The following is a 12,276-nucleotide window of genomic DNA, read 5'->3' on the forward strand; positions in this document are numbered from 1 at the left end:
ATTTTAGCGGGGTGGCAGAACGTCGCGGAATGGACGCTTACATACCGACCGCAACCAGCCACATGGGTAACACGAAAGACCAGATGCTGGGTGTCAGGAAGATCTCGCCCACCCCAAGCAAGCCCGCACTAAAAAGCAGCATTAGCATGCCACGAGTCACACAGCCAGAGATTCCCCAGCGTGTCACGAAGCGCTTGGCGAAGCGCGTTGTGGCAATCATCACGACTGCTACCGTGGCAAAGGCAACGCTAAAACCCATTTCGGATAAGCCAGCTCCTTCGATGAGTACCCGAGGCGCAGTAGAGAAAAACACAAAAAACGAGCCCATCGCAGTGCCAAAAGCTAGCGTATAAACCCAGAAGTAAGGGCTTCTAAGCACTACGCTAAAATCGGCTCTGCTGGAGTGTTCTCTGCTTTGTCGTGTCTCATGCCATTTTGGTAATACGAAGGGGAGCGCTATGAGTGCAGAGAAACAAAGGGCAAGAAATATGCCTTCCCAGCCGAAATAACGCGCAATTAGGGCGCCTGCAATTGGCCCAAACGCGGGAACGAAAGCCAACATCGCGTTCATTAAGCTGTAGATGACCGCACTTTCGGGGGTATCTGCATAAACGTCGCGCACCGTTGCGAAAACGGCCACTAGCATCGCAGCCGCCCCAGCAGCCTGTACTAGTCGTAGGAAAACGAAAAGCCAAGCTGACGTGGTAACCGCGAGTGCCAATGAAGTTACAGCGAATACGAATACCCCGCCAATTAGTATCGGGCGCCGACCAACGCGGTCTGAAAGCGGCCCGAATATAATCTGACCGACGCCAAGCATAATCATGTAGAGAGTAAGCGTTAGCTGAACTACCTCGGGCGTTGTGCCGAGAATCGCTGGCATGGCGGGCACAATCGGCAGGTAAATGTCCATGCCGAGCGACGCGAGAATATTGAAGGGAGCCAGCAGAACCAGCGCTACCGGCAGGCTGTAAGTCCACAGCCGAGGATGTTTAATAGGCACGATAAAATCTCCGCGCAAACAAGATGATTTGGCGGCGGCCTACATGTAAGGAAGTGGTTTAAGCAGGCGGCCGCAACAACGAGAAAACAAAGTTGCTGCGGCTTAGTGGTCTGACTTTTTTGAATCCATATATCGGTACTTCATGACTGGCTTAACGACATTAACAGCTTAACAGGAATAAGCAGCGCAGGGCTATTTCATCCTTGAGCCGAATAAAAAGCCTATTCGGCTCAATTTGTGATCCGAATATATCATTTTAAGGCGCCGTCCTCTTTTAACGCCTCCCGGACGAAAGCGCTGGGAGATTGGCCGAGCACCTTGCGAAACATGCTGGAGAAAGCGGCCGGGCTGTCGTAGCCGAGTTCCAGCGCGGTTTGGGTAACGGAACTGCCGGAGAGCAGCCTGGGAATAGCCGCCATCAGGCAGGCCTGTTGGCGCCATACGCCAAAGGAGAGCCCGGTTTGTTGACGGAACAGGCGGTTGAAGGTGCGCTGACTGCAATGTAACTGCCGGGCCCATTCATCAGGCAGCGTGTGAATGTTTGGTTGGCCGAGAAACGCTCTGCACAGGTTGGCGAGTGGAATATCGTGGGGCAGGGGCGCAAACAGCGGCAAGGCCTGAGCCTGCTCCAGTTCGTATAGAAGTAGTTGCGCCAGGGCACCATCGCGGCCGTTTTCGTCATAGCGCGCGGGGATGTGGGCGGAAGCCAGCAGTAGGTGGTGCAGGAGAGGCGTTACGACCAGCACCTCGCAGTTGGGCGAAGCGCATGGCGCGACGTGGGGCTCGATATACAGGCTTCGGGTGCTCACTCCATTCATACGCACCTGATGGCGCTTGCCCGCAGGCAGCCAGACGCCGCTGTAGGGTGGCACCATCCAGGTGCCGTCATCCGTATTGACTTCCATCACGCCGCTCATGCCATAGAGAAACTGGGCACGCCGATGGGTATGAAAATCGAGGAGGGTGCCGGGGCGGTAATCAGTACCGATGGCCACTATGGGCCGTGCCACATGATCCACATCTGAAAGAGGCGTATTGAGCATTAGCGTGAACCTGGCTGAAACGCGTTGATGGTTGTCCGAATGACGAATGTCGGCCAATCCTCGCCAGCATATAGTGCCTGCTGTTTCGTTTCATCAGGAGAGTGCCGGTGTATAGCGTATTGCTTCTTTGTGGCGGGTTGGCCGGAGTGACCACCGTGTTGTTCGGTTTCGGCGGTGGGTTTGTGGTGGTTCCTTTGCTGTATACCCTGCTGATGGCCGTCCATGGGCTGGATAGTGGCATCGGTCAGGCGGCTATGCATATCGCGGTGGCTACCTCGACGGCGTTGATGGTCTTTGCTGCTTCACTGTCTACATGGCGTCACCATCAACTGCAGACTGTGCCGTGGCATCTGGTGCGTCCGTTGGTGGGCTATATCGCCATTGGGGCTGTGCTGGGCGCGGCGGCAGCCGTGTCGTTAAGTGGCGAGTGGGTGCGCTGGGCGTTTATCGGCTATTTGGGGCTTACGATTATGGATGCCGTTCTGCGGCCCGGTTTTCTGCATCAGGCGGGGAGCGATGTGCGTCCTATGGGGCGTGGGGTAACGGCGATGACAGGGACATTGATTGGTGCGGTGGCCGCCTTGTTGGGTGTTGGTGGCAGTGTGATGACCGTTCCGCTTATGCGCCGGAGAGGCGCGAGCATGACGGCAGCCACTGCCATGGCCAATCCGTTATCGTTGCCCATGGCGGTAAGTGGTACCGCGACGTATGTGTTGCTGTCGTCAAATCACTCCGCGCTGGGGGACTGGTATGCCGGTTATGTGGATCTACGCGCCTTGCTGGTACTCGCCGTGGGCTCATGGCTCGGTATTCGACTGGCGTCGATCTGGATCGGGCGTATCCCTGACCGTATTCATGCCAGGGTATACCTGCTACTGCTGACCATGGTGCTGGTGGTGATGTTTTTTGTGCGTTGAAGCGTCTAATTTTGCTTGGCAGAATCATGGTGATATTTTGCTGTATAAATGAACAGTTTTTATGGTAGGGTTTACTTAATCTCTGACTGCGGGCGCGCTTGAATCTCTCTTTTAGTATGGAAAGGTGACTACTGCCGTATTGAGTGCTGCTTGCTTGGGAGGTGCTTGTTTTAAAGACATAAAGCGTTTGATGTAAGCCTGGGAGGCAGCACTCATGAATGATCAGCAAATACAGATATTCACCAGCGAAGATGGGCAATCACACCTTGAGGTAACGCTGGAGCAAGAGACCGTTTGGTTAAGCCAGGCACAGATGGCAGAACTGTTTAACACCAAGCGCCCTGCAATCACCAAACATTTAAGTAATATTTATAAGAGTGGAGAGCTGAGTGAAGACAGCACATGTTCCATTTTGGAACATGTGGCTGAGCATGGGCAGCGATACCGCACCAAACACTACAACCTTGATGCCATTATTTCTGTTGGTTATCGGGTTAGTTCGAAGCGTGCCACTCATTTCCGAAAGTGGGCAACTCAAGTATTAAAAGAACATTTGGTACAAGGCTATACCTTAAATCAACGCCGCCTAACTGAGCGTGGCATAGAGTTTGAGCAGGCGGTGAGTTTGCTCAGCCGAACCCTGACCAATCAAGGCTTGGTTTCAACCGAAGGCGAAGCGGTTGCCCGTGTGATTAGCGATTACGCCCGCTCCTGGAGTTTGCTACAGGGCTACGATGAGCAGCAGTTGGCGGAAGTGGGCATCAAACAGCCGGGTATGCAGCCTTTAGGGTTGGAAGAGGCACTTCAGGCCATCGGTGAGTTGAAACAGACCCTCACCCTCTAGCCGATGGCAACAAACGCTGCGGCTCGTTTCTATTCTTGTGGTACCTGCGCCGCAACGCCGCGTTGCTGGCAAAGCCAGTAGAGCAGCTGATTAATGACAATACCCTAGTGGCCCTGGCTCTATTGGTGGCGGAAAGCCTACCGGATCAGAAAACGTTGATGATTCGGCTGATCGAACATTTCATCTTGTTGCGATAGCTGTATCCCCCGCCGATGAACGCAGGGGCTTTGACCATTAAGCCTCTGCTATTCCATCCACTAGAAAAACGCGATAGTCGGCACCTTGGAAACGGTGTTTGCGGGCTTCCTGATAGGCGGGGCTTTCGTACCAGGCACGGGCGGCGGCCATGTCGGGGAAGCGTAGAATCACCGCACCTTCCATGGCGCTTCCTTCTAGCACCTCAAAATCACCATAAAAGGCGAGCGGCTGTGGGTCGTGGCCTTCGCGGGCGGCTTTGGCCTTTTCGCTGTAGCGCTTCATTTCTTCGTTGTCGTGAGTGTGTTCACGGGTTAGTACGATGTAGGCGGGCATTCGGCTCTCCTCGTTGGTATTAAATGCGCTATGCAATCATACCTGTTGTTGGTTGGGCGCTGTCCACTTACTCTCATAACCTTACTCTCAAACCCCTGCTCTCAAACCCCTGCTCTCAAAACTTTGCTCCAAAGCCCCATTAGCAAGCCACCTACCTATTCGATTGCCTTGATAGCAACTGTCGGTATCATATTGTGGGTGTTGTCCATCATTACGCCCCTTTACCGCGAGCTTCTATGACCCAATCTAAAACGCCGTTCATTGTGGTGCTGAGCTTGGCATTGACCATGATGCTGGGCCCGTTTTCCATGGATACGTACCTGCCGGCTTTTCCGGTTATTGGCGAATCGCTGGGAGTTTCTCAGCAGGCGGTGTCGCTGAGCGTTTCAGTGTATGTATTCGCGATGGCGTTTGGTCAGTTAATCGGCGGTGCGCTTTCAGACCGCTTCGGGCGCCAGCGGGTGTTGATGAGCGGGCTGGCGATTTTTGCGCTCTCAAGCATTGTCATTGGTATGGCGGATTCTTTGAACACGCTGCTCGTCGGGCGAGCTGTTCAGGCCCTTGGTGCTGGCTTTACTCTGGTATCTGTGCCGGCGTTGGTGCGCGACCGGGTGGCTGGCCGCGACGCCGCGAAACTGTTTTCGATGATGGGCTTTATCATGGTGTTGGCGCCTGGCATTGCGCCGAGCGTGGGCAGCGCGATTCTGGCGCTGGGTTCCTGGCACTATATCTTTTTCGCTTTGGCGATATACGCGGTGCTGCTGGTGCCGTTGTTGGTGCGGGTGCTTTTTACCGGTACGGGTAAGGTGTCTCGAGCGAAAAGCCCTAAGATGAGCCTGCTGGCGCGTTACAAACTGGTACTGTCGACAAAGCCAGCCCTGCCGTTCATCGTTTGGCAGGCTGCCTCATTTTCTACTCTGATGATGTTTATCACCTATGCATCATTTATCTATCAGGGGCATTTCGGCCAGTCGCCTTCAAGCTTTTCGATGCTGTTTGCGGCGAATATTGTCGCGATGCTTATCTTCAATATTCTCAATCGCGTGTTGCTTTCCAGGCTATCGTCACTGCGTATCCTGCAGCTGGCAACGGGCTGTCAGGGTGTTGGCATACTGTTGTTGGTGATGGCGGCTTTTATGGAGTGGCCGCTGTACGCTTTCTTGCCCGCCATGATGCTGACCATCGGTGCGGTAGGGGCGATCTCGCCGAATATTCAGGCCTGCTTTTTGGAGTACTTTCCCACCAGTGGCGGAACGGCTGCAGCGCTTCTGGGTGCGGCCCAGTTCGGTGTTGCCGGGCTGCTGAGCGCACTGTCTGCCATGTTGCCGCATACGCTTGAAGCGGTCATCCTGGCCATGGCTGCCTGTGGCTCGGTAGCGTACCTGATGCTTGCCCGCTCTATCATCAAAGGGCGTGCCGCTGTCGAGGAAAACTGAGCCAGAAGGTACGTACGCACTTGCCAAAAGCCCCGTGTTGTCCAAAACATGGGGCTTTTTTATTTCGTGAACATGTGTTGCTGGCGGGTTGTCAATATGGCCAGCTTTTAAAATAAATGATTATGATTGGCATTAGCACTATTGACTCCGTGCTACCCCCTTTGGATACTCTCCCGGCCTTTCAAAAGAAAACCACGAAGCGAGCAGGGTAGGTTTATGTATTTCAAGGGGTCTTCAACATGATTGATAGCCGTAGCACAGCCCGGCACAACGCAAATTGGTTACGGTGGCAGCAGGCCACTACCGCCATTCTGTGCGGCACGACGCTGGTGACTATTCCCATGATCGGGAATGCGCAGGAGACAGGCGAAGGCGTTGACGATAATGAGGGCTATCGCCTTGCTCCTATTATCGTCAACGCCCAGGCCTACGCTGATGATGATGCCAATTCGATAGTGGCTCAGGAGCTATGGGTCGGCGGTAAGGTGGCTACCAGTATCCTCGATACCCCCGCCTCCGTGTCGGTCGTCACTGAGAAGGAGATCGAGCAGCGTAACGCTTCTACTACCGAGGAAGTGCTGCAATATACGCCAGGCGTTCTCACCGATTATTACGGCACCGATGATCGTAACGACTACTTTAAAATTCGCGGATTCCAGGCGACCACCTACCGTGATGGACTGACGCTAGGCTCAATGCGCGGTGTTCGTGAGGAACCCTATGCCTACGAGCGCGTTGAGGTGTTGCGTGGCGCCAACTCCACCCTGTTTGGCCCGGCGGATCCGGGCGGTTCGGTCAACTTCGTGAGCAAACGGCCACGCTTTGAGCGTTTTGGAGAGGGCTATCTCTCCTACGGTTCATTTGATGCAAAAGAGGCCGGTGTTGATGTGGGTGACACGCTGAACGCTGACGAGACAGTGGCCTACCGCTTTACCGGCACCATCCGGGACAGCGATCGCGAATACGATAACTCCAAAGATAACAATGGTTTCCTGATGGGAGGCCTGACCTGGGAGCCGACGGCGTACACTTCGGCAAGCGTTATCTTCGATTACCTGAAACGTGACGACACCCCTAATAGCGGCGGTTATCCGCTTGATCGGGAGTACGACCGCAGCGAGTTCTTTGGCGAGCCCGGCTTTAACTATCATGACGTCGAGCGTACCAGTCTCACCGGGCAGTTCACTCATGATTTCAACAACGGGCTGACGCTGCGGGGGAATCTACGCTACAGCGACCTGACCGACGACTTCGGTTACGTTTATATCACTGACTCTGCGTCGCGCGTTGGCAGCGTGGTAGATCGCGACTACTTTGGTACCGACAACGAAGCCCAGGAGTTGATCGGCAACGCTATCCTGCAATACGACGCCCGCTTTGATCAGGTCGATAGCAGCACGCTCGTGGGTATCGAGTATCGTGATGCCTCAACCGAAGACCGTTCGTTTTACGGCGATGCGACCTCCATTGATATCGCAAATCCCGCCTTTAGCGGTGCCCCAAGTAGCCTGAATGTCTATAGCCGCAACAAGCAGGACTTCACCACCGAGTCGGTTTTCCTGACACAGAATTTGTCCTTCTATGACCGCTTCATCGTGACAGCGGGCGTGCGCAATGACTCTCTGGATATCACCAGCACCAACATGGCCGGTGACACCGATTCCGACGACTACTCGGAAACCTCCTTTCGCGGTGCTCTGACTTATCGCGTCACCGACGAAATTTCTACCTATGTCAGCATGGTGGAGTCGGTCGCACCGCCCACGATTGGCGTCGATCCCGAACGGGGCGAGCAGTACGAAATTGGTGCGAAATATTCTCCCTTTGGTACGAATGCGCTGTTTTCGGCGGCCATCTATGATCTGACCAGGGATGACGTCACCATCTCGGTTGTACAGGACAATGGCGTTATCGAGCGGGAAACCGTGGGTGAGTCCCGCGTACGGGGGCTTGATTTGGAAGCCAAGGCTGAGTTGACCGATAGCTTTAGCGTAGCCGGTGGTTACTCCTATATGGAGTCGGAAGTGGTGCGCGACAGCAACGCCTCCAGAGAAGGTAACGAGTTCACCGCGGCACCTAAACATACGGCGTCACTGTGGGGCTACTATACCTTGCCACGCCAGGATATGAGTGTTGGCCTCGGCGCCCGTTATGTTGGCTCCTACTACTTTGATACAGCCAATACGTCAAAGAGCAGTGCAGCAACGCTCTTCGACGCGGCCTTCAGCTACCAGCTCACCAAAGACGCTGACCTAGCCGTTAATGTTAGTAACTTGCTCGACGAGCAACACGTGGTTGGTTCAAGCACGGCTGATTACTATAATCCGGGGCGTGAAATCAGCGCGAAAGTGAGCTATCGCTGGTGATGTGATTTCGTCTATATCCCAGCAATCGCAAAATGCCCCGACTTGGTTCGGGGCGTTTTGGTATCGGGCCAGCTCCCAGCGTGGCATAGAGTTCGAGCAGTTGTTACATCTGCTTAGACGTACTCCGTCAATCAAGGCTTGGTATTATCGTGGGCAGGCTTTAATGCGATCTCTTAAATGACCCCTAATGTTAGAAAAGGCTGGCTGTAATGAATATTGATCTTTACCAGGTAGATGCGTTTGCCTCTAAGCCGTTTGAAGGCAACCCTGCGGCGGTTTGCCCGCTGGAAACGTGGTTGGATGATGCGTTGTTGCAGGCAATCGCCACGGAGAACAACCTCTCTGAAACCGCCTTCTTTGTGCCGACCGAGTCTGGCTATCACCTGCGCTGGTTTACCCCTTCAGTGGAAGTGGATTTGTGTGGTCATGCCACGCTGGCGGCGGCGTGGGTGATCTTTAATGTGCTGGGCGATAGCGCTGAAACACTGCAGTTCGAGGCCCGCAGTGGGCAGCTTTTAGTGCAGCGTGACGGCGACGAACTGGCGATGGATTTTCCCGCAAAGGTAGTCGAACCCTTGGCGATGGAAGCTGAGGTAAAGGCAGCGCTAGGGCTTCGTCAGATCGAAGAGTTGCTGAGATCTGACGATATCGTGGTAGTGGTTAACGATGCGCAGTTGATTGAATCGCTAACGCCGGATATGCAGCAATTGAAGCACCTTCCAGGGCGCGGCATTGTCGTTACTGCGAAAGGCAGCGATGTAGACTTTGTCTCCCGTTGGTTCGGCCCCAAAGTCGGTGTGGAAGAAGACCCCGTTACTGGCTCGGCGCATACTTCGCTTGCGCCTTACTGGGCGAAAAAACTGGGTAAACGGCAGCTTACTGCACGCCAGGGTGGAGCCCGCAAAGGTGCGCTGAGCTGCGAGATAGAAGGCGACCGCGTGATTATCAAAGGCCGCGTTGCGCCTTACTTGAAAGGGGGGATTACGCTGCCCAACTGCTAGGCCGCTTATCGCGCCGTTTCTCTTGTTTAATCCATCCAATGCCAGGGCGGTTCGTCCAACCATCCCTGGCCTAGGATAACGGTTTCGCCAAATTCTTTATTCAGAGCAATCGCGTTACAGGCAGCCTCTTTTTCCAAAGTGGCCACCAAGCGTGGCGCGTGGGAGACCACCCACACTTGGGTTTCCTGCGATGCGCGAATAATCAGGCGTCCTAGGGCAGGCAGCAGATCCGGATGCAAACTGGTTTCCGGTTCGTTTAACACTAATAGGGAGGGCGGACGAGGGGTAAGCAGCGCCGCCACCAGCAGTAGATAGCGAAGCGTTCCGTCGGATAATTCCGACTGGTTTAACGGGCGCAGCAGCCCATCCTGAAGAAATTGTAATAGGAAGCGATTACCGGCGTCGGCTGCAAAGTTGATGGTTGCACCGGGAAAGGCGTCTTCAATCGCCTCGTACAACGCTTCTCTGTCGCCAATCTCGTGGATGGTTCGTAATGCGGCCACTAGGCTGTGGCCATCGTGATCCAGCACCGGGGTGCGAGTACCAATCTGGGGTGTGCGGATAATAGATTGCGAATCGGTTCGGAACTGGTCATAGAAGCGCCAACTACGAATGGCTTGCCGGACCGCATGAACCTCAGGCACGGCGATCGGGTCACTGATTTCGTTCAAAATGCTTTCGTAGCTATTGAGATGGGCGTCGTAAACCTGCCATTTGCGGCCAACACGCACTTTCACCACTGGTCCGACTCGGTCGATCAGGCAACTGCTGGGGCGGCAGACGTCGCCAGCCCAGATACACTCGCGCTTTATCTCGGGGTCGAACTGAAACATGGAAGGGTCCCCGTAGCCCGCAAACCCCTGCGGCGCGGGCATTCCCAGCGAAATGGCGTAACCAAAGTCTTCACCCACAAATCCCAGCCTAAGCCGGGGATTGTTTCTCTTGGCGGAGCCTTCTATGGGCGCAGTGCCATCTTTCATGCTTTTGGTGAGTTTTTCCGGGCCAGCCCAGAAGGTGTAATCAAGCCCGCCTTCCTGGGCAATCGATGAGATCAAATTGCCTTTAGCTGTCTCTGCCAGTAGCCGCAGCGATTTATATAGGTTGGATTTTCCACACCCATTGGGTCCGGTAACCACATTGAGACCTGTTAGGGGGGAGACAACGTTTTTCAGACTGCGATAGTTGGATACGGCAAAGGCGTTAATCATAGGCGCTGAGATCCGCGATAAAAAGTTTATCTGGCTGTCTTTTCCGGAGGGGGCAGCATACGCAGACAAGCATCTGCAACTTGGTGTGCAAAGCGTGCACGGTCGTTAGCCTTGGCTGCAATGATATCGTCTGTGGCGCCATGCACCCCTGAATAAATAACCAGAGCCACTACCCTTGGTTGCTCCACTCGCCAGGTGCCCGCCAATTGTCCACCTTCAATGATGTCTAGCAGTTGATCAAGAAGGGCGTTCCTGGCTTGGTTAGAACGATCATGATGGTGATGGTTGGTGTAGACGATGTCGTGCGTTCGGTATGTTTGTGCATACACGTCGACGCTGACTTCAATCCATGTTCTCAATCGCTGCAGCCAATCGTGGTCTGGGCAGGCATCCAGGGCTTTCTGGAGGCGCGCTAGAAAGTCAGCCGTGTACCGTTCACCCAACGCAACCAGCATGTCGTTCTTGGATGAGAAGTAGTGATAGAACGTGCCTTTGGCAACTTGGGCTTCCTTAACAATTTCGTTGATTGTTGTGGCTTCAACGCCTTTGGCCAGGAAGAGCTTTTCGGCGGCAGTCATCAGCTCATTTAGGCGAATTTCAGCCGGTTTGGTTCTTGGCGCTTTAGCTGCCTGCGGCGTTGGCTTCGTTGTCTTATGATCCATTATGTCGATTTTTAACTCTTGGTTGGCTTCAACATCCCTTAGAAAATACGGCCTAGTTTAGGCGAGCTAAGGCTCAGAGCATAGGCGATCGATACAGTATAATGTATTGACCGACGGTCGGTCAGTTTGTATGCTTAAGCAAAGAGCACGCAATTTTCTATCTCACCGTAAGGAACTGTCATGCAGCCTTCTCGCCGCTACGGCGCATTGTGCGCTGTTTGTCTTGGAAGCTTTATTGCCACACTTGATATCAGCATCGTCAACGTGGCACTCCCTACCATGCAGACGGCATTACGCACCGATATCGTAGGGCTGCAGTGGGTAGTCAACGCTTATGCGATCTGCCTATCTGGGTTCATGCTGTCTGCGGGTCCAATAGCGGATAGGTATGGTCAAAAGCGCGCTTGGCTCAGTGGTGTCATCCTGTTCACACTGGGCTCGGCAGTGTGCGGCTGGGCGCCGTCATTGCCGGTGTTGCTGGTGGGTAGGGCCATCCAGGGAACTGCAGGCGCTTTCCTGATCTGTGGTGCTATGCCTATTCTTACCTCTGCTTTTCCCAATCCAAAGGAGCGTTCGCACGTAATCGGTGCTTGGTCAGCCTCCAACGCCTTGGCGCTAATCCTGGGGCCGTTATGCGGGGGGCTATTGCTGCATCATTTTGGCTGGCAGAGCATTTTTTTGATTAATCTTCCTCTGGGTATATTGGTCGTGGTGCTAGGCATGTACGGCATTAAAGAGCGTAAGTATCCCGAACACGCTGCACGTGATCCGTTGGGTCAAGTTCTCAGTGTGGTAGCCCTGGGTGCATTGGCGTTTGGCATGATTGAGGCAGGCGAAAATATCAAAATGGGGGGCATTGCATTGATGGTCGCCGCGATCAGCTTTGTACTGTTCGCGGTGGTAGAAAGTCGAGTAGAGCGGCCTTTACTGCCGATAGCCCTTCTGCAGGAGCGCGCTTTCTTAGTGGCGAATTTTGCCTCGTTCATATTGGGATTCTCTTACTACAGCAGCCTGTTCTTTTTCTCGATTTTTCTCCAGCAAATTCAGCATTGGTCGCCTGTTGAGGCTGGCTGGCGCATGATGCCGCAATTTGTCATGACGCTGTGCGTTTCTCTGCTATTCGGAAGATTAAATAAGCTGATTCCTCTACGGCGGTTAACGGCAGTAGGATACGGCTTCGCTGGGCTTGCTTTGCTATTAATGGCAACGGCCACGGCACAAAGTAAGCGTTCATTCCAGGACGTAGTTGACTTACTTCACGTTGC

General features: G+C 54.0%; 10 protein-coding genes and 1 pseudogene. 6 read left to right on the top strand and 5 right to left on the bottom strand.

The window, feature by feature from the left end:
* Nucleotides 1–40 precede the first annotated feature (40 nt).
* Both cml and INT21_RS00360 read right to left on the bottom strand, forming a co-directional pair.
* A pseudogene (gene cml, locus INT21_RS00355) lies at nucleotides 41–997 on the bottom strand (CmlA/FloR family chloramphenicol efflux MFS transporter); the annotation flags it as partial.
* Nucleotides 998–1,254: 257 nt separating this feature from the next.
* Nucleotides 1,255–2,046: an AraC family transcriptional regulator gene (locus tag INT21_RS00360; protein ID WP_193068214.1), complete on the bottom strand. Its 792-nt coding sequence runs from the start codon at nucleotides 2,044–2,046 to the stop codon at nucleotides 1,255–1,257.
* A gap of 107 nt (nucleotides 2,047–2,153) precedes the next feature.
* On the opposite strand from INT21_RS00360, the gene INT21_RS00365 reads away from it, so the two are divergent.
* Together INT21_RS00365 and INT21_RS00370 are read left to right on the top strand one after the other, a co-directional pair.
* A complete protein-coding gene (locus INT21_RS00365) occupies nucleotides 2,154–2,963 on the top strand; it encodes a sulfite exporter TauE/SafE family protein (RefSeq protein WP_193068215.1) in 810 nt (269 codons plus the stop codon).
* A 214-nt stretch (nucleotides 2,964–3,177) separates the two neighbouring features.
* On the top strand, nucleotides 3,178–3,807 hold the full coding sequence (locus tag INT21_RS00370) for a virulence RhuM family protein (protein WP_226912610.1): 630 nt from the start codon (nucleotides 3,178–3,180) through the stop codon (nucleotides 3,805–3,807).
* A gap of 234 nt (nucleotides 3,808–4,041) precedes the next feature.
* Here INT21_RS00370 and INT21_RS00375 read toward each other — a convergent pair whose 3' ends face one another.
* Entirely contained in the window at nucleotides 4,042–4,338 is a 297-nt protein-coding gene (locus INT21_RS00375; RefSeq protein WP_089039021.1) for a DUF1330 domain-containing protein, read from the bottom strand.
* Nucleotides 4,339–4,574: 236 nt separating this feature from the next.
* Between INT21_RS00375 and INT21_RS00380 the strand changes: the two genes are divergently transcribed.
* The 3 genes from INT21_RS00380 to INT21_RS00390 all read left to right on the top strand — a co-directional run bounded on the left by INT21_RS00380 (nucleotide 4,575) and on the right by INT21_RS00390 (nucleotide 9,141).
* Nucleotides 4,575–5,774: a multidrug effflux MFS transporter gene (locus tag INT21_RS00380; protein WP_193084728.1), complete on the top strand. Its 1,200-nt coding sequence runs from the start codon at nucleotides 4,575–4,577 to the stop codon at nucleotides 5,772–5,774.
* A 239-nt stretch (nucleotides 5,775–6,013) separates the two neighbouring features.
* Nucleotides 6,014–8,140, top strand: a complete 2,127-nt coding sequence (locus INT21_RS00385) for a TonB-dependent siderophore receptor (RefSeq protein ID WP_193068216.1) — start codon at nucleotides 6,014–6,016, stop codon at nucleotides 8,138–8,140.
* A gap of 209 nt (nucleotides 8,141–8,349) precedes the next feature.
* Nucleotides 8,350–9,141 (top strand): PhzF family phenazine biosynthesis protein, encoded by a 792-nt coding sequence (locus INT21_RS00390; RefSeq protein ID WP_193068217.1) that lies wholly within the window; start codon nucleotides 8,350–8,352, stop codon nucleotides 9,139–9,141.
* Nucleotides 9,142–9,167: 26 nt separating this feature from the next.
* Here INT21_RS00390 and INT21_RS00395 read toward each other — a convergent pair whose 3' ends face one another.
* Both INT21_RS00395 and INT21_RS00400 read right to left on the bottom strand, forming a co-directional pair.
* Nucleotides 9,168–10,349, bottom strand: coding sequence for an AAA family ATPase (locus INT21_RS00395; RefSeq protein ID WP_193068218.1), 1,182 nt, complete (start codon nucleotides 10,347–10,349; stop codon nucleotides 9,168–9,170).
* 26 nt (nucleotides 10,350–10,375) lie between these two features.
* A complete protein-coding gene (locus INT21_RS00400; RefSeq protein WP_193068219.1) occupies nucleotides 10,376–11,011 on the bottom strand; it encodes a TetR/AcrR family transcriptional regulator in 636 nt (211 codons plus the stop codon).
* Nucleotides 11,012–11,191: 180 nt separating this feature from the next.
* On the opposite strand from INT21_RS00400, the gene INT21_RS00405 reads away from it, so the two are divergent.
* Nucleotides 11,192–12,276 (top strand): MFS transporter (locus tag INT21_RS00405; protein ID WP_193084729.1); only part of this gene is annotated, 1,085 nt, incomplete at its 3' end.

The organism is Halomonas sp. 3F2F (genome assembly GCF_014897805.1).
Classification (GTDB): domain Bacteria; phylum Pseudomonadota; class Gammaproteobacteria; order Pseudomonadales; family Halomonadaceae; genus Vreelandella.